General features: G+C 50.9%; 17 protein-coding genes, 1 pseudogene and 1 riboswitch. Of the genes and pseudogenes, 4 read left to right on the top strand and 14 right to left on the bottom strand.

The window, feature by feature from the left end:
• Window positions 1-40: 40 nt before the first annotated feature.
• Window positions 41-142: riboswitch (purine riboswitch) on the bottom strand.
• 85 nt (window positions 143-227) lie between these two features.
• Window positions 228-638: an acyl-CoA thioesterase gene (locus tag ACFSDB_RS16180; RefSeq protein WP_204892783.1), complete on the bottom strand. Its 411-nt coding sequence runs from the start codon at window positions 636-638 to the stop codon at window positions 228-230.
• Between the two features lie 132 nt (window positions 639-770).
• On the opposite strand from ACFSDB_RS16180, the gene ACFSDB_RS16175 reads away from it, so the two are divergent.
• The gene (locus ACFSDB_RS16175; protein WP_204892784.1) at window positions 771-2,024 is read left to right on the top strand and encodes an MFS transporter; all 1,254 of its coding nucleotides are present in this window, start codon (window positions 771-773) and stop codon (window positions 2,022-2,024) included.
• A gap of 394 nt (window positions 2,025-2,418) precedes the next feature.
• On the opposite strand, the gene ACFSDB_RS16170 is transcribed toward ACFSDB_RS16175, so the two are convergent.
• The 4 genes from ACFSDB_RS16170 to ACFSDB_RS16155 all read right to left on the bottom strand — a co-directional run bounded on the left by ACFSDB_RS16170 (window position 2,419) and on the right by ACFSDB_RS16155 (window position 6,912).
• On the bottom strand, window positions 2,419-3,399 hold the full coding sequence (locus ACFSDB_RS16170) for a proline dehydrogenase family protein (RefSeq protein ID WP_204892785.1): 981 nt from the start codon (window positions 3,397-3,399) through the stop codon (window positions 2,419-2,421).
• A gap of 203 nt (window positions 3,400-3,602) precedes the next feature.
• Window positions 3,603-4,217, bottom strand: coding sequence for a PH domain-containing protein (locus tag ACFSDB_RS16165; protein WP_204892786.1), 615 nt, complete (start codon window positions 4,215-4,217; stop codon window positions 3,603-3,605).
• Window positions 4,218-4,388: 171 nt separating this feature from the next.
• The gene (locus ACFSDB_RS16160; protein ID WP_204892787.1) at window positions 4,389-5,684 is read right to left on the bottom strand and encodes a DUF4139 domain-containing protein; all 1,296 of its coding nucleotides are present in this window, start codon (window positions 5,682-5,684) and stop codon (window positions 4,389-4,391) included.
• A 55-nt stretch (window positions 5,685-5,739) separates the two neighbouring features.
• Entirely contained in the window at window positions 5,740-6,912 is a 1,173-nt protein-coding gene (locus ACFSDB_RS16155; RefSeq protein ID WP_204892788.1) for a lactate 2-monooxygenase, read from the bottom strand.
• 231 nt (window positions 6,913-7,143) lie between these two features.
• Between ACFSDB_RS16155 and ACFSDB_RS16150 the strand changes: the two genes are divergently transcribed.
• Entirely contained in the window at window positions 7,144-8,175 is a 1,032-nt protein-coding gene (locus tag ACFSDB_RS16150; protein WP_204892789.1) for a threonine aldolase family protein, read from the top strand.
• Between the two features lie 12 nt (window positions 8,176-8,187).
• Here ACFSDB_RS16150 and ACFSDB_RS16145 read toward each other — a convergent pair whose 3' ends face one another.
• The 4 genes from ACFSDB_RS16145 to ACFSDB_RS16130 form a co-directional block, all read right to left on the bottom strand.
• Window positions 8,188-8,409, bottom strand: a complete 222-nt coding sequence (locus tag ACFSDB_RS16145; protein WP_204892790.1) for a hypothetical protein — start codon at window positions 8,407-8,409, stop codon at window positions 8,188-8,190.
• Between the two features lie 11 nt (window positions 8,410-8,420).
• Window positions 8,421-10,085 carry a formate--tetrahydrofolate ligase gene (locus ACFSDB_RS16140; RefSeq protein ID WP_204892791.1) on the bottom strand — a complete coding sequence of 555 codons (1,665 nt, stop codon included), beginning with the start codon at window positions 10,083-10,085 and terminating at the stop codon, window positions 8,421-8,423.
• A 125-nt stretch (window positions 10,086-10,210) separates the two neighbouring features.
• Window positions 10,211-11,173, bottom strand: a complete 963-nt coding sequence (locus tag ACFSDB_RS16135; protein ID WP_204892792.1) for a hypothetical protein — start codon at window positions 11,171-11,173, stop codon at window positions 10,211-10,213.
• 128 nt (window positions 11,174-11,301) lie between these two features.
• Window positions 11,302-11,448 carry a hypothetical protein gene (locus ACFSDB_RS16130; RefSeq protein ID WP_204892793.1) on the bottom strand — a complete coding sequence of 49 codons (147 nt, stop codon included), beginning with the start codon at window positions 11,446-11,448 and terminating at the stop codon, window positions 11,302-11,304.
• 167 nt (window positions 11,449-11,615) lie between these two features.
• On the opposite strand from ACFSDB_RS16130, the gene ACFSDB_RS16125 reads away from it, so the two are divergent.
• Window positions 11,616-12,218, top strand: a complete 603-nt coding sequence (locus ACFSDB_RS16125; protein WP_204892794.1) for a bifunctional transcriptional activator/DNA repair enzyme AdaA — start codon at window positions 11,616-11,618, stop codon at window positions 12,216-12,218.
• Window positions 12,199-12,717: a methylated-DNA--[protein]-cysteine S-methyltransferase gene (locus tag ACFSDB_RS16120; RefSeq protein WP_204892795.1), complete on the top strand. Its 519-nt coding sequence runs from the start codon at window positions 12,199-12,201 to the stop codon at window positions 12,715-12,717. Before ACFSDB_RS16125 ends, ACFSDB_RS16120 begins: the two co-directional genes overlap by 20 nt.
• Before the next feature lie 60 nt (window positions 12,718-12,777).
• Here the strand turns inward: ACFSDB_RS16120 and ACFSDB_RS16115 are convergent, their stop codons facing one another.
• The 5 genes and pseudogenes from ACFSDB_RS16115 to ACFSDB_RS16095 form a co-directional block, all read right to left on the bottom strand.
• Complete coding sequence (locus ACFSDB_RS16115; protein WP_377340662.1) at window positions 12,778-13,203, bottom strand: TetR/AcrR family transcriptional regulator C-terminal domain-containing protein; 426 nt, start codon at window positions 13,201-13,203, stop codon at window positions 12,778-12,780.
• Window positions 13,204-13,215: 12 nt separating this feature from the next.
• Window positions 13,216-13,347, bottom strand: a pseudogene (locus tag ACFSDB_RS16110) (TetR/AcrR family transcriptional regulator); the annotation flags it as partial.
• A 119-nt stretch (window positions 13,348-13,466) separates the two neighbouring features.
• The gene (locus ACFSDB_RS16105) at window positions 13,467-14,660 is read right to left on the bottom strand and encodes an ABC transporter substrate-binding protein (protein WP_204892797.1); all 1,194 of its coding nucleotides are present in this window, start codon (window positions 14,658-14,660) and stop codon (window positions 13,467-13,469) included.
• Between the two features lie 93 nt (window positions 14,661-14,753).
• Entirely contained in the window at window positions 14,754-15,461 is a 708-nt protein-coding gene (locus tag ACFSDB_RS16100) for an ABC transporter ATP-binding protein (protein ID WP_204892798.1), read from the bottom strand.
• Window positions 15,445-16,221: an ABC transporter ATP-binding protein gene (locus tag ACFSDB_RS16095; protein WP_204892799.1), complete on the bottom strand. Its 777-nt coding sequence runs from the start codon at window positions 16,219-16,221 to the stop codon at window positions 15,445-15,447. The genes ACFSDB_RS16100 and ACFSDB_RS16095 overlap by 17 nt, the downstream gene beginning before the upstream one ends.
• Window positions 16,222-16,238: the final 17 nt, after the last annotated feature.

Genomic DNA, 16,238 nt, shown 5'->3' with positions numbered 1-16,238 from the left:
GAAAGAGAACGACAAAGAAACGTGCCAACAGGCACTTCCCCATCATTTCATTGCTTCTCATAGTCAGTTTGTTTTCGGCAAACCGGTAGAAACTTGCAGGCCATATCCCCGCGATTATATGAGTAGATTGTATAGAATTGGTCTAATTATAGCATTTCAAAGGAGCAATTCAACCCGCAAAAAAATAAAAGAGAATTCCGATAACTGAAGGCGTTTTCATTGGAGAATCAGGTTGTCCCTTCGTCTGCGCTGTATAAATGCTTCTTCAATTCATCCCGGATTTCTTCTGGGATCTTCTCCGATTTTTGGGCCTGCAAGTCGTAATTGACATAGACGGCAATATTCCTGGCGCATAAGTTGCCGTTTTGATGAAGTTCCTCGTAAAGTTCGAGGCTGCTATTGCCGATCTTTTTGATCCAGACCTTGATTTCCACATCTTGTCCGAAATAGATCTGGCTGATGAACTCGAGTGTTGTTTTGACGATGACCATTTTCCATTTGGCGAAATCATGGTCGGGTGTAAACAGCGCAAACAACGGATTGCGGGCCGCTTCAAACCATACCGGCAGCGTCGTGTTATTGATGTGTCCGACGCCGTCCGTTTCGGACACCCTGGGCGATAAAACCGTTTCGTACATACCTCTCCCCCTCTATGCAATGTATACATTCAGTTTAGCATTTGCCGGCTCTGTTTGGACATTGCTTTTCAAGCTGAAACCCACTATATTTAGAGAGACGAAATATCTTGCAGACGAAAAGAGTGAAGTGCCATGATGGTTTGGGCCGCAGACATGAAAATGAAAATCATGTCTTTTAACCGCAATATCAAGTTGTTCATGCTGGCCAATGTGCTGATCCAGATTGGCCTGGGCGTTTTCATGGTCATGTACAACCTCTACATAAAAGAACTCGGCATGCCGGAGACGGTAAACGGCAAAGTCATTTCCATGACCGCCACCGCTTCCGCTCTCATGCTGATTCCTGCCGGCTTCCTAAGCGACCGCTTCGGCCGAAAATGGATTATTATCATCGGCGCGTCTTTGGGTGCCGCTACTCTTTTTTACCGGAGCTTTGCCGTTGCCGAAACGCCGCTTGTGGCAGCTGCTTTCCTGACCGGCTTGTTCATGGCATTTGTCCAGGTGTCGGGCATCCCGTTTCTTGCCGAACATTCCAAAGCATCAGAGCGCGTCCATATGTTCAGCGTCTATTTCGCCCTGATGACGCTCGCCAATGTCGCCGGCAGCTTGTTCGGCGGCCTTATCTCCGATGCTTTTCAGCTTTTGTTGGCGATGGAGGCGGCCCTGGCTATCCGCTGGTCGCTGTTGTTCGGCGCATTGCTGTTTACTCTGGCATTGCTTCCGCTGATCCGGCTCGACAGCCGGCCGCCCGCTGCCGAGGAAAAAGTGAACACGCGGATTGAGATTGATGCCACCGACGTCGGCCTGAAGAAAAATTTGATTGTCATTTTCCATTTTTCCTTCGCCAGCTTGCTGATCGGACTGGGTTCGGGGCTTGTTGTGCCTTACCTCAATCTTTACTTCGCCAACCGCTTTGATGCTTCGAACACCTATATCGGGCTCATTCTGGCCCTCGGATCCGCCATGACGGTAGTCGCTACCCTGATCGGGCCGCTCTTGGTCGCCAAGGTCGGCAAAGTGAAGGCCATGCTGCTATTCCAGCTCCTGTCGATTCCGTTCCTGGTACTGACCGCCTATACGACATCGCTCATGCTCGCCTCCCTCGGCTTTTTGCTGCGGCAGGCGCTGATGAATGCCGGCAATCCGATCCAAAGCGCCATCGCGATGGAAGTCGTCCATGATAAATACAAAGGGCTCGCCAACTCCGCGAACCAGATGGTCTTCAACATCGGCTGGGCGACCATGGGGCCGGCCGCCGCCGGGCTCGTCATCGCTTTCGGCTCCTACTGGGGCTATGCATACGCATTTACCATCACTTCGGTCCTTTATTTGATATCAGCCCTCTACTACTACTTTATCTTCGGCAAGCGCAAACTCGCCGAATAAAAAAGGATGACCCGCTTTGGGACATCCTTTTTCTAGCTTATTGAGAAAGATATAAAATACTTGCCTCTTAATCGATATTCCGCAAAACAGCTTCGTAAAACCCCTGTGCTCCTGCGCGCTATGCGCTCGTCGCAGGCGTCTCCGCTGTTTTGCTTCATATCTCAGATAGCTCTACTAAAACGGATAAAGTGACAAGTTTTTAAAGAGCGAAACCAGCGCCGGCGCGTCCACGGGCTGTGCGAAGCTATGAGACGAGTGTCCTTCTCGGCTCATGGCGAAAGCCATGCCCAAAGCGGCCGAAGCGAGGTGAAAAGTTCATTTTTTTATTAACTTATCTAAAGAAGGTTTCTCGACAGCCTGAAAAAAGGATGGCCCGGTGGGGCCATCCTTTTACTTATTTACGCTTTTTGCTTTTTTTAGTAACGCGGCCAAGCAGGAATGCTCCGGCAAAAATGCCGATTGCAGTATTTGTCCGTTTGTTGAAGACTTGTTTAGCCACAAGGTTCAAGTTCTGCGGGCGCTCAGCAAGGCGGCGCATGAAATAGCCGTACCAATCATCGCCGAATGGCACGTAAGTACAGAAGTTATAACCTTGGCCCGCCAAGTCCAATTGCATGTCTTTACGGAAGCCGTAAAGCATCTGGAACTCGAACTTCTCACGCGGGATGTTGTTCTCTTTTACGAATTCGATCACATGGTTGATGATGTTGTGATCATGTGTCGCAATCGATGTGAATTTCCCGTTCAGCAAATGGTACTCGATCAGCTTGATGAAGTTCGCATCGATCTCGTCCATTGTCTGGTAAGCGTATTCTGCCGGCTCTTTATATGCGCCTTTGACAATGCGCAGGCGGAGGTCTTTATGTTCTTGAATATCGTCCATTGCACGGTAGAAATACGCCTGGATGACCGTTCCAACATTGTCATATTCCTTGAGGAGTGTTTCCATCAAATCATATGAAGGCTGGACGTGTGCGTAATCTTCCATATCAATGTTGATATGCATATTGTATTTGCTTGCTGCATCAACGATTTCGCGGAGGTTCTCGTAGCAGAAATCATAGTCGATGTCCAAGCCGATTTGCGTTGGCTTCAAGGAAATATGGGCATCTACTCCGTTTTCATGGATGCTTTCAATCACTTCCAAAATGCTTTCTTTCGCTTTCAAAGCTTCTTCTTTTTCAAAAACGAACTCACCCAAGTTGTCGACTGTGCAGCTGATGCCATGCGCATTCAATTCCCGGATGCTTTTGATCGTTTCTTCGATATTTGTTCCCGCTACGACCGTTTGCGCCCCTAATTTAAGGCCGTATTTCTTAGCCGCACTGGTTAAAAATTGGTTTTTAGACAACCCGATAAACACATCTTTCAACATGGTTTTCCCTCCTGATACATTCCCACCATAATTACTTATACGAATCGCAGTGAAACAGACTTCTTTCTCCGGCCATACAAGCACGTCTTATTGTAATCCTTTTTTCTCAAACCTGCATCAAAAAAATACGCGCAGCTTCGGAGAAACATCGAAACCGGATTAAAAAAGCCTTCTCTCCTTAACGGAGGAAGGCTTGGCAACGGTCAATTATTGATGTACTTCTCGAAAACATCCCCGAAATCTTTCACATGGTATTGATTGCGGACAGAAGTCATCCAAGTAAATCCGAAATCTGTCAGCTGGGAATACTGGTCGGCCAACGCCACATCGTTCGGACGGGAATTCTGCAGCACGGTCACGGCTTTGTTCAAGCTCTCGTCAGCCATCGTGATCAAGATCTGGTTTTCATAAGTGAGTTCAGCAATACGCAAAAGCGATTTATACAGGTCTTTGAGCTTCTCAATCTGGTCTTTTTGCACATCGATCTTAAACGGCAGCTGGCCTATTTTAAATCCGATTTCAACATCCAAGTCGATTTTTCCGGCAGTTTCCATGATGACGTCTGAAATGGAATGCTGCGAATAAGGATAACGTTTGAGCGTCCGTTTTGAAGACATCGCACTTTCCCCGTCTACATGGATAAGCGCCAGGTTGGTGAAGCAGTACTCATCCGCTTTTGTCTTGATCAGAAAAAAGATTTTTTCCTGGTCTTCATGCATCACGTAATCGTCTGCATCTGTTTTGTCGTAGTCTTTCGGGTCGATGATTTTTCCGATATCCGATAAACCCAGAGCTTCTGAAGCCATTTTCTTGAACATATGTATCTTCTCCTTTTCATGGAAACTGCAGATTCCCTGCTCTTTCCAGTTTACCAAAAAATTTCTGGAAGCAACAAGAAAATCTGCAGCAGCCCTGATCTTTCCACTGCACTCAAAAAACAGGCATCGCCGCTCCGATGCCCGCTTTTCCAAAAGGCGTTTGGAAAAAGTTCAGTAAATCGCCCCTCTTCGCCGGTCCACCTGGTACGTAAATTCCACAGCCACTTCTTTCCCAGCCCCGAGGCGCACCTTGAATTCGATAGACTCGGCATCCTTCACTTCGTAATCGTGCGTAGATGACTGCATCTTCCAATTGGGTTCGTGGAACCGATGAACGATGTCAATGCGTATGTTTTCGCTTTTCCGGTTTGCGAGTTCGTAGACATAAGTGACGTATTCAAAGCCTTCCTGCTGTTCCCGCAGCATTTCGCGGCTGTCCGACTGGATGTCGAAAGCTTTGCCGATGACAAGGGAACATTGTTCATCCACCGATGTCTCGCGTACAGTATCTTCTCCAAAGAACTCCCATTCCCCGTCTGTGTCATGCCCGAAGATTTTGACGAGGCCTTTAGGAAGCGGCATGCCCAGCCCGTTTTCCGCGGTATTGGCGAAATGCACTTTGACAGCAGCCTGTCTGCTGGTCCGTTCCACTTCATATGTTTTTTTGGCTGATATCCCTTCAGCCGACAAAAAGCGGATCTGCTTTGATTGGCCGTTCTGCAAAGTGGCGGGTTCGCCAAGCCGGTACACATGATAATCCGAAAATGCATGTTCTTCAAATTGTGCGTCCCTTTTCATATTGTTCTGCGCTGAAAATTCCGCCATGGGAAAAAGAGGCGAAGACGGCCGATTGGCTTCCCCCGCGACCAGCTTGAGCTTGGCCCCGGAAAAGTCCGTGCCGGTGCGGTTGCTGATTTTCGCCCACCCTGTGAGGGCCATCTTTCCATCACGGACCTCCACTACATATACCGCTTTCCATTCCAGCCCTTGGGCAAGGTAAGCCACATGCACATCCTGGTCCAGTTCGGCCGGTGTGATTTTCCAGCTTAATGTCGGCTGCTTGTATAACTCTTCAGGCAACGGAGGCAAAATCAAATCGCCTGACGGGTCGACGAAGATGCGGCCCGTATCGAGGCATTCCATGGCAATACCACCCGTAGCATTCAACAAACGCATCTGCCGCTCTTCATCCAGTTCCGGATCTCGGACTGCCACCACTTGCCCGATATACTTGGAGAACAGCTGCTGATGATCGGCAAAATCAAAATCATAATTCTGTTCGAGCACCTGGATGCCGCTTACTGTCGCAGAGTCCGCTTCGATGGTGCGGGCAACATCAAGAAAATGGATTTCATCGGTGGCTTGGGGCGAAACGATGCGCCGTGTTTCTTTTACCAGTCCAAATCCATTTTGGTAGATTGTCAATCCGAGCGAGCTCCGGTCTTTTCTTTCCGATTGAAATTTCATCGACCCACGTCCTTTCATTGAATAAACCCTCAAAGAACCTGCGTTTCCGCTATTCTTACTTTTCTCCAGCCTCAAATAAGAGGGATCGCTCTAAATCTTGTACCGATTTTTCTCCCGTCAAAGCCAAGGTGATGTCGAGGTCGGCAATCATATTGCGCAGCACTTCTTTCACGCCCTGTTCGCCAGCAACCGCCAACCCATACATTGCCGGTCTGCCGATCAATACGGCTTGCGCCCCGAGCGCCATCGCTTTGATGACATCGGATCCACGGCGGATGCCGCTGTCCATCAGCACTGGAATCCGGCCATCTACCGCTTCGCATACAAGCGGCAATGCCTCCAAAGCACTGATCGAACCATCTACTTGCCGCCCGCCGTGGTTCGAGACGATGATGCCGTCCACGCCATGCTCAATCGCCAACCGGGCATCTTCTGGATGCAAGATCCCTTTCAGGAGAATCGGAAGCTCCGTGTGTGCCCGGAGAAACGCAAGATTTTCCCACGTCAGCCCGGCATTGCCGAAGATTTGGGTCCAATACATGATGGCAGCTTGCGGATCTTCCTGCGGCGACTTTTCCAACTTTGCACAAAAGGCCGGATCGCTTAAATAATTGCCGACGCCTTCACCGATAAGGAACGGCAGATAGACATTCTTCAAATCATATTCGCGCCATGCCATCATCGGCGTATCGAGCGTCACGACAATCGCGGAATGCCCGGATGCCTCTGCCCTTTTCAAGAAACTTGCGGTAATCTCTTCATCTTTGCTCCAGTATAACTGGAACCATCTCGGCGCTTCCCCCATGGCTGCAGCAATCTGCTCCATCGGCACAGACGAAGCAGAGCTTGTGATAAAAGGAACTCCAATGGCGGCACATGCTTTTGCCGTCGCGATTTCTCCGTCTTCATGAATGATAGACTGGACGCCGACTGGCGCAAGAAGCAGCGGGAATTCTTGTTTCACGCCAAAGAGCTCAATGCTCAAATCCCGCTCTTCGACATTCCTCAGCATCCGCGGCACAAGTTTCCAGCGGCCGAATGCCTGCAAGTTTGACGCAATGGTCCGTTCGCCTCCCGCACCTCCAGCCACATAATAATAAGGCCCATCTTCCAACACTTCACGCGCCCGGGCTTCCCACTCTTCAAATACTACCGGCAGCCGGTCAGCCGCCGGGTTAGGCATGGTTTGGTACACTTCAAATTGAACACGATTTCCGTAATTCCCCATTTCATCGTCTCCTAAGATTTTCAATTTTCCAACTATACATATTTTAACAGCAAGAGCGGAAATATATCTGTTTTTTCTGCTATTCCCCTCAATAAAACCAAAATTCTTTGCAATCGCTTTTTTCAGTCCGCCATATCCCCGACCCCTCCAATAGAAAACAGCGCATGCTTCTGCACAAAAGCTGTTCCGCAAGCGGATTCTATTCTAAACTGGTTTCAGGAGGCGATTGTAATGACGATGAAAATGTTTGCAAGCGATAATAATTCGGGTATCCATCCCGCTATCATGGAAGCGATTGCTGCGGCCAACTCAGGACATGCCCCGGCATACGGCAGCGATTCATTCACCGATGCGGCCATAGGGAGATTCAAGGAGCACTTTGGGGAGAACTGCAGCGTCCAGTTGGTCTTTAATGGCACCGGCGCCAACGTCATCGGCCTGAAGGCAATGGTCCGCTCCCACCAAGCCATCATCTGTACGGACGGCGCCCATATCCATTCGGATGAAGGCGGCGCAGCGGAAGGGTTTATCGGCGGGAAATTGCTAATTTCCCCCACCAAGGACGGCAAGCTGACCATTGCCGATATCGAAAGGCAATTGCCGAATATCGGGAATCAGCAGCGCAGCCAGCCGAAAGCCGTGTCCATTTCCCAGTGCACCGAAATCGGGACCGTCTACACGATTGAAGAAATCAAAGCGTTGACATCCTTTGCCCATGCCAACGGCTTGTATGTACATATGGACGGCGCCCGGATCAGCAACGCCGCTGCCCATCTCGGCTGCAGCCTGAAAGAGATGACGGCCGATGCCGGAATCGATATGCTGGCATTCGGCGGCACGAAAAACGGCTTGATGGCAGGCGAAGCCGTCGTCTGTTTCCGTGAGGAACTGGCCACAGAACTTGCGTATATCCGTAAACAAGGGATGCAGCTTGGTTCCAAAATGCGCTTTTTGTCGGCGCAATTCGAACGTTTGCTGACAGACGATCTGTGGCTCGAAAATGCCCGCCAAGCGAATGCCATGGCTCGGCTGCTTGCGGACGGCCTGGCGAAATTGCCTGGCGTGGCACTTACCCAGCCGGTGGAATCGAACGCTGTTTTCGCTTCGATGCCGCGGCCACAGATCGAGAAGCTGCAGCAAGCCTATGCTTTTGCAGTGTGGAACGAATCCTTGAATGAAATCCGTCTCGTCGCTTCATTCGACACGGCCGAAGAAGATATTGCCGCTTTTCTGGATGCATCCGCCCAAGCTTTGGAAGGATAAAAAAAACCCACTTCAGCGATTGAAGTGGGTTTTCAAATATGAAATTACATAAAGCCGGCAGCTTTCGGTCAACGGCGATTTATCCGGATGAACCAGATCGCCGTACAACAAATCGCCCAGAAAGCGGACTTCCTCCCTGAACCGCTCCCCTTGGCCGGCATCGAAGACTTCCGCCTGGATATAAAGGGCTGTACCGCGCTCGGCATAGTCGATAAGGGTAACTTGATGTTCCATAGGCCCTCCTGTTAAAACAATCCGACAGCTTCGCCGTTCGGGCCAACGTCCATTTTAAGCGCCGCCGGCTGCTTCGGCAAGCCGGGCATCGTCATGATGTCGCCTGTCAGGCATACGAGAAATCCTGCGCCGAGCTTCGGAATGATTTCCCGGATGGAAATGGTGAATCCTTGCGGACGTCCCAGCAGTTTCGGCTGATCGGATAATGAATACTGGGTCTTTGCCATACAGATCGGCAGTTCATCCCACCCACATTTCTTGATCTCCAACAATTGCTTCTGCGCTTTATCGGAAAGCTGGACATCTACTCCGCCATAGACCTTCTGGACAATCACCCGCAGCTTTTCTTCTACCGAATCCGTTTCATTGTAAAGAAACGCAAAATTTGTCGGGCGCTCCAGTTCCTGCTTCACCAATTCCGCGAGCTCCAGGCCGCCTTTTCCGCCCTGCTCCCAGACATTGGTCAAGGCAATAGCGACGCCTTCCGCTTTCGCCCACGCCATGATTTCCGCCAATTCTCCCTCGGAGTCCGTAACAAAACGGTTCAGCGCAACGACGGGTTCAATGCCGAACTGCCGGATGGTGTCGACATGCTTCGCCAAATTCACCATGCCGCGCCGCACTGCATCCGGATCCGTTTCCGCCAATGCGTCTTTTGCGATGCCGCCGTGCATCTTCAATGCGCGCACGGTTGCCACGATCACTACCGCATCCGGATTGAATCCGCCTTTGCGGGACTTGATGTGCATGAATTTCTCCGCCCCCAGGTCAGCGCCGAAACCTGCTTCCGTCACGACGATATCCGCCAGTTGGCGAGCAGTGTTCGTCGCGGCCAATGAATTGCAGCCGTGTGCGATATTCGCAAACGGGCCGCCGTGGATCAACGCCGGCGTGCCTTCGATAGTTTGGACCAGGTTCGGCTTGAACGCTTCTTTCAAAAGCAGCGCAAGCGCCCCTTCCACTTCCAGGTCGCGCACGGTCACCGGTTCGCGGTCATAAGTGTAGCCGATGACCATCTGTGCCAAGCGCTCTTTCAGGTCTTCCAAAGAAGTCGCCAAGCACAGGACCGCCATGATTTCCGAAGCCACCGTAATATCGAATCCGTCCTCCCGCGGCACGCCTTGCGCCGGTCCACCGAGTCCGATCGTCACATGGCGGAGTGCACGGTCGTTGATGTCGAGCGCCCGCTTCCACGTAATGCGGCGCGGATCGATATGCAGCCGGTTGCCTTGATGAAGGTGATTGTCAATAAAGGCCGCGAGGGCATTATTGGCGGATGTGATGGCATGGATATCCCCGGTGAAATGCAGGTTGATGTCTTCCATCGGCAGCACTTGGGCAAATCCTCCGCCCGTCGCTCCGCCTTTCATTCCCATAACAGGCCCGAGCGATGGCTCCCGCAGCGCCACAACGACCGACTCGCCTAGTTGATTGAAAGCATCGGCAAGCCCTACCGTTACAGTAGACTTCCCTTCTCCTGCCGGTGTCGGGCTGATGGCAGTAACCAGAACCACCTTTCCGAAATCCGCTGCAGGCGGCAAGTCGTTGACATTGATTTTCGCTTTGAAATTCCCGTAAAGCTCAAGCGCTTCTTCCGGGATACCTGCCCGTTCAGCAATCTCCTTGATCGGCAGCATTTTGGCACCAGCAGCAATCGACAAATCCGTAAACGTCATTCATTGTCCCAACTTTCCACTTTTCTTTTCAGTATAACTGCTTTTTGCCAAAATCGCATGGAAATATTAAAAAGGCTGCCCTCCGGCAATCGGGGGCAGTCTTTCTCCTCACTCGGCCTTCCGCTTCAAAAACCGAATTCTTCGTCTGATATCAATTCCGGGAAGTCCTCTTCAATGGCCGCTTCCAGTCCGTTTTCTTCGAGGAATTCAAACAATTCCTCTTCGCCTGCCACATGGACTTCGGGCGCTTCGGGATAGGGCTGCTCATGGAATTTTAAGATGTACTTCTTGCGGTTGTTCTTCCGGATTACATAGACATCGAACGGTTTGTATTGTTTCACGTTCCAGATGGTCTGGTGCTCTATCACGGATGCCGCATCCATTTTCTCCAAATGAGTGTAGAGGAACGCTTCCGACCGTTTCCGTTCCGCTGAGATGAAGCTCATCTTTGTATGGTAGCGGTTGATAAAGCGCTCGGAAAGTTCCTGGTGGAATGAAATCGTTTCCCACTCGACCCGGTTGCGGTATTTTTCGATGAACCGCTCGGACAAGACCTGCCGCCGTGTAACGGTGTTCCAATCCACCTTATTGGCGTGCCTGGCGATCAACGACATGGGCAGCTTTTGGTAATGCGATAGCAGATCCCACCGAAGTTCTTTTTGATGCCGCTCCATGAATGCAGGCGACAATCCCTGCCCATTGGCCAGTTCCTGCTTTTGGGAAACCAGCGTCCAGTAAACCCCTTCATCAAACGGGCGCCCTTCCTTTTCCAGCGTCTTGAGCTGGCGTTTGCTCAACCCTTCCGTTTCCTCTCGCCAATTATCTTTGTCAGCATATTCTTCGATAAATCTTTCGGAAACTTTTTGCCGGACAATCACCGGCTCCCAGTAAAGCTTTCCGCTCCATTCCCGAATGAACGCTTCGGGCAGCTCCTGATGCGCAGAAACAAGGTGCCAGTTGACCAATGTGCGATTGTCGCGAAGGAAGCCCGGCGAAAGCTGTTCTTCTTCGCAGACCTTATTCCACGGTATGGCTCGTTTATCTTGGTAGCCTTTCGCCTGCATCAATTCCGGCAACGTTTCAAACATGCAAATCCCCCTTTCCGCTTTTTCATTATGTACATTTTATCACGGGCATTGGAGTTGAAAAGAAAAAGCACTTGATGCAAAAACCCGCACGCCGGAATCCGGCATGCGGGATTGTTTTGTGTCAGGGCTTACTTGTTGCCTTCTTTTGCTTCATCGTCGTTTTGCTTCTTGTCATTTGAAAACCGTACTTCTTCCATCGATTCCTGGGCTTGTTCTCTGAATTCATGTTCGAGCACATTGTCCTTCAACTCATCTTTGTTTTTGTCTCTGGCCATGTAATCCCTCCTCGTTGGTGTTATATGTCCTATTCCCGAATCAAAACCAATAAAACAGGAAATGCAGGTTTAATTTTTAAGCGGTTTTGTTATCTTGCGTTTTCATCCCCTAAACCTTAAGTTGGCAAGCAAAAAGGTATATAATTGAGGGAAAGGGGTGATGGCGTATGACGGTGCTGCAAAAGGTTACTATCCCGGCTGATTATTGGAATGCCATCTGCACAAATGATACAGCATTTGACCATGAATTCTTTTACGGCGTCCAATCCACCGGCATTTTCTGCCGGCCTTCCTGCAGATCAAGAATGCCCAAAAAAGAAAATGTCTGCATCTTTAAAAATGCTTACGCAGCGCTTGGAGCAGGCTACAGGCCCTGCAAGCGATGCAAACCGGATGGCCTGAACCTGCCGGCTGCCGAGTGGGTCGAACAGATTGCCGAATGGCTCGATCGCCATTTCACAGAACCCGCTACACTCCAGCGGCTGGCTGAAATTTCCCACGGCAGCCCGTATCATCTGCAGCGGTTGTTCAAGCGGTTCAAAAATGTTTCCCCGTCCGAATACGTACAAAAGCTGCGCCTGGAAAAAGCGGAAGAGCTCCTGAAATCGGACACCTTATCCGTGGCAGAAGCAGGCCGACAGGCAGGATTCGGCAATACGGCTTATTTCATCACACTGTTCAGAAAAACAAGAGGGATGACTCCGGGGCAATTCCGGACCGCCCAAAAACCAGCAGAAGGAGCTGAGCGCCATGGCAACCGGCAAAATTGAATGGACACTTCTCCATCACGGCCAATGGAAGCTTTATATTGCAAAAACAGCGCAGGGGCTTTGCTATATCGGATCTCCCGGCGCCTCGTTCGAAGAGATGGAAGCCTTCACCCGCAAGCGTTTCCCTGAAGCAGAACTGGAAGAGAATGCAGAAGCGCTTGCCGCCTATACCCGGGAGCTCGGCGAGTATTTCAGCGGCATCCGCACTTCCCTCACCTTGCCGGTCGATGCCAAAGGGACCGTATTCCAAGAAGAGGTCTGGAAGGCACTCTGCCAGATCCCCTACGGCAAAACCGTCTCGTATTCGGAGATTGCAACGCTGATCAACCGCCCTTCGGCTGTCCGGGCAGTCGGAACAGCCATCGGGGCGAATCCGGTGCTCATCGCTGTCCCGTGCCACCGGGTCATCGGAAAAAGCGGCGCTATCACAGGCTACCGCGGCGGATTGGAACTGAAAAGGTTCCTGCTGGGACTTGAAACCGGCATCTCCGGAACATGAAAAAGGAGCCCTCCGTTAAGCCGACAGGCTTATCGGAGGGCTCCCCTTTTTAACTGCGAATCATTTTTTTGAAGCATCGATGCCGTTAAGGATGAAATCCGTATACATATCCGCAAGCTTCTGTACCGATAGATCGCCTGAGGGATTGAACCATTGATAGCTCCAGTTCGTGATGCCTAGGATGGCAAAGGTGATCATTTTGGATTCCAGCCCTTGGCGGAACTCCTTATTCTCCATGCCTTCTTTGATGATCGCTTCGATATTGTCCCGGAATTCCGCCCGTTTTCTCCGGATCTCTGCCGCATTTTCCGGGGACAAGTGCCGGATTTCCCGGTAGTAGACCCGTCCGATGGCGCCTTGGCTTTCAATGTCGTGGATCAACAATTCCACCACTTTGACAAGTTTGCTGCGCGCGTCTTCTTCGTTTTGCAAAATCATTTTCTGCCTTCTCAGCAAATCATCGATATACGACACATGAATATGCATAAGAAGCGCCTCTTTGCTCTTGAAGTGATAATAGAAGGAGCCCTTTGTCACACCGAGTTTATCCACGATATCCTGGATGGATGTGGCACTGTACCCTTTCTCCACAAAGAGATTTATGCTTTCTTTAATGAGCTCTGCTTTCATGCGTTCACAGCCTTTCTCTCTATCCTGCCGATTATTATAACATCTCAATCTGTATAAATACTCGTTTTAAAAGCAAAAGAGAGTACAGCATGTACTCTCCCTTTCCGCTTGGTGCGCCCTTACTCCATAATCTGCAGTTCGCCATCCTCGATATACGCCATGCGGAGCATGGATCCGAAGCCGCCATCTTCCGCCACTTCAGGAATCACGTACACTTGCTTCTCTTCAGGCAGGTTTTTCGCCCCTTTGTCCATTGCTGCCATGATCGCTTTTGTATCATCGACAGAACCGGCCTCTTTCATCGCTTCCGCTAAGACATATAACGAGACATAATGGAAGGCCGATTCCGCGCTCGGGTCGCGGTCGTTGTTTTCTTTGTATCTTTCGATATAAGCAGCCGTGCCTGGGAATTCTGTGTTGACCAATGGCGTCGTGGAAATCGCGCCTTCAAGCAAGTCATAATTGCCGCCAAGGACAGCCGCCATTTCATCCAATTTCGCCTGGTCCATGATCAGGAAGCCGCCTTCAAACCCAAGGTCGCGCGCCTGTTTTGCGACAAGTGCCGTCGGCTCAGATGGACCGCCGATAAAGAGCACATCCGGTTTTTCTTCCAATGCGTTCGCTACGATGGTCTGGAAGTCCGTGTCTTTGCTGAAGTCGATCGACTCATTGAAGACCACTTCGCCGCCTTTTTCTTCCCATACTGGCTTAAGCATTTCCGCCCAGTCTTTGCCGTATTGGCTGGCTGTCGGAAGGAATGCGATTTTTTTGCCGAAACGCTCCATTTCGTACTCCGTGAACGGTTCGAGGTATTGGTCGTAGCGTGGCGGGATGCGGACATTCAAGGTATTGCCCTGTTCCGTTACGCCTGGCTCGCTCGTATAGCCCATGATGACGAAGTCTTCCATTTCGTTGAACACTTGCATGGCGTAGATTCCGCCGCTATGAGGGCTGTAGATGAATTTGGCATCCTCTTCCTGCACGAGGCGCTTGGCGTTCGCAGCCGTTTCGTTCGGCAAGTATTTATCATCGATTGTTTCGAGCTTGAAAGTGTAGTTTTTTCCATCCACTTCAATGCCGCCTTCTTCATTGATATCTTCTACTGCAATCTCCAAGCCTTTCAACGTTTCTTCCCCATAGGAAGCCGCCGGCCCGCTCAAAGGGCCGCTATAGCCGATCGTCACTTCTCCGCCGCCTGAACCGCCGCCGCTTGCATCAGCATCCGTCGATCCTTCTTCCTCGCCGCAAGCTGCCAGTATCAAAATCAACAACAACAAGAAACTGCCGAACACGCTTTTTTTCAATGAATGCATTCAAATCTCTCCCCTTTGTTTGATGAATGTCATGCTCAACCAATTGCGAAGGCGGTCTTCACCTCCTTTAAGCCTTCCTCCCGCCAATTTCCATCAAGCACCGATGTACGCTTTTCGGATTGCATCGTTGTTGAATAATTCTTCGCTTCTGCCCTGCAGGACCACTGAGCCGTTTTCGATTACGTAAGCGCGGCCTGCGATTTTCAAGGCGGCGTTGGCATTTTGCTCGGCCAGCAGGACTGTCGTCCCGCTTTGGTTGATTTGTTTGATGGTTGAAAACATCTGCTCGACGATGAGCGGCGCCAAACCGATGGACGGCTCATCCAGCATGATCAGTTTCGGCCGAGCCATCAAGGCGCGCCCGATCGCCACCATCTGCTGCTGCCCGCCGCTCAAGGAGCCGGCTGCGTTTTCCCTTTTCTCTTTCAGAATCGGAAACAGCTCATACACTTCTTCAAGGGAATCCTTCAACTGCCCTTTATGGCGCCGGTGGACAAAGCCGCCCATCATCAAGTTCTGCTGGACCGACATATCGGGAAACAGTTTTTTGCCTTCCGGGCATTGGACAATTCCTTCTTTGACCATCCGGTCCGGCGAATAGCCGTTGACCCGTTTGCCCAGGAAAGTGATCTCCCCGGATGCCGGCTTGTTCAAGCCGCTGATCGTATTGAAGATGGTGCTCTTGCCGGCGCCGTTCGCCCCGAGGAGCACGACCAGTTCGCCTTCCTGCACGTCGATATTGATTTTCGATAAGGCCTCGAATGCGCCGAACTTTACAGTTGTGTCAGTTAGCTTCAGCAATGGCTTCGCCCCCCAGATACGCTTCGATGACCACCGGATTGTTCTTGATTTCATCCGGTGTGCCTTCAGCGATTTTTGCGCCTTGGTTCAATACCATGATCTTATCCGCCATGCCCATGATCATCTGCATTTTGTGTTCAATCGTGCAGACCGTAATCCCGCTGGCTGCCAGTTTTTTCATCAACTGCGCCAACCCTTCCGTTTCTTCCGGATTGATGCCGGCTGCCGGTTCGTCCAGGAACATGACTTTCGGATCTGTCGCAAGGGCAAGCGCAATCGCTACGCGCTTTTTCGCTTCTTGGGTGATGGTCGATACCGGCGTCTCTGCCAATTGGGCAATGCCCGCAAACTCGAGCGCTTCCATCGCTTTCCGGTATGCCAATTGTTCTTCCGCCTTTTCCCTTTTGGTCCGGAAAATGGCGTCGAACAAGGTCGATTTCGTCCGCAGCCGGTGGCCGACAATGACGTTGTCGATCACCGTTGATTGCTCGAACAGGTGGGTGGTCTGGAAAGTCCGGGCGATTCCGAGCCGGGCGCCTTGATGGACCGGCAGCTTGGTGATGTCCCGCCCTTCAAAGAAGATGCTTCCGGATGTCGGTTTGTGGAAGCCGTTGATCAAATTGAAGAACGTTGATTTGCCTGCCCCGTTCGGACCGATGATCGCCGTGATCTTGCCTTGTTCAATCTCGAAATCCACACTATCCACCGCAGTCAGGCCGCCGAATTTCTTGGTAATTCCTTTCACTTCGATAAATGCCACATTGGATTCCCCCTGCG

This window comes from Planococcus chinensis, assembly GCF_042681545.1.
GTDB classification, from domain to species: Bacteria; Bacillota; Bacilli; order Bacillales_A; family Planococcaceae; genus Planococcus; species Planococcus chinensis.
The sequence above is the reverse complement of the archived record's forward strand: the minus strand, read 5'-3'. Positions and strand labels throughout refer to the sequence as shown.

Coding starts and splice junctions, on each gene's coding strand:
- ACFSDB_RS16105 (WP_204892797.1), bottom strand. CDS start 14,660: ATGCATTCATTGAAAAAAAGCGTGTTCGGCAGTTTCTTGTTGTTGTTG.
- ACFSDB_RS16160 (WP_204892787.1), bottom strand. CDS start 5,684: ATGAAATTTCAATCGGAAAGAAAAGACCGGAGCTCGCTCGGATTGACA.
- ACFSDB_RS16140 (WP_204892791.1), bottom strand. CDS start 10,085: ATGACGTTTACGGATTTGTCGATTGCTGCTGGTGCCAAAATGCTGCCG.
- ACFSDB_RS16145 (WP_204892790.1), bottom strand. CDS start 8,409: ATGGAACATCAAGTTACCCTTATCGACTATGCCGAGCGCGGTACAGCC.
- ACFSDB_RS16165 (WP_204892786.1), bottom strand. CDS start 4,217: ATGTTCAAGAAAATGGCTTCAGAAGCTCTGGGTTTATCGGATATCGGA.
- ACFSDB_RS16175 (WP_204892784.1), top strand. CDS start 771: ATGATGGTTTGGGCCGCAGACATGAAAATGAAAATCATGTCTTTTAAC.
- ACFSDB_RS16150 (WP_204892789.1), top strand. CDS start 7,144: ATGACGATGAAAATGTTTGCAAGCGATAATAATTCGGGTATCCATCCC.
- ACFSDB_RS16120 (WP_204892795.1), top strand. CDS start 12,199: ATGGCAACCGGCAAAATTGAATGGACACTTCTCCATCACGGCCAATGG.
- ACFSDB_RS16115 (WP_377340662.1), bottom strand. CDS start 13,203: ATGCATATTCATGTGTCGTATATCGATGATTTGCTGAGAAGGCAGAAA.
- ACFSDB_RS16130 (WP_204892793.1), bottom strand. CDS start 11,448: ATGGCCAGAGACAAAAACAAAGATGAGTTGAAGGACAATGTGCTCGAA.
- ACFSDB_RS16180 (WP_204892783.1), bottom strand. CDS start 638: ATGTACGAAACGGTTTTATCGCCCAGGGTGTCCGAAACGGACGGCGTC.
- ACFSDB_RS16155 (WP_204892788.1), bottom strand. CDS start 6,912: ATGGGGAATTACGGAAATCGTGTTCAATTTGAAGTGTACCAAACCATG.
- ACFSDB_RS16125 (WP_204892794.1), top strand. CDS start 11,616: ATGACGGTGCTGCAAAAGGTTACTATCCCGGCTGATTATTGGAATGCC.
- ACFSDB_RS16135 (WP_204892792.1), bottom strand. CDS start 11,173: ATGTTTGAAACGTTGCCGGAATTGATGCAGGCGAAAGGCTACCAAGAT.
- ACFSDB_RS16170 (WP_204892785.1), bottom strand. CDS start 3,399: ATGTTGAAAGATGTGTTTATCGGGTTGTCTAAAAACCAATTTTTAACC.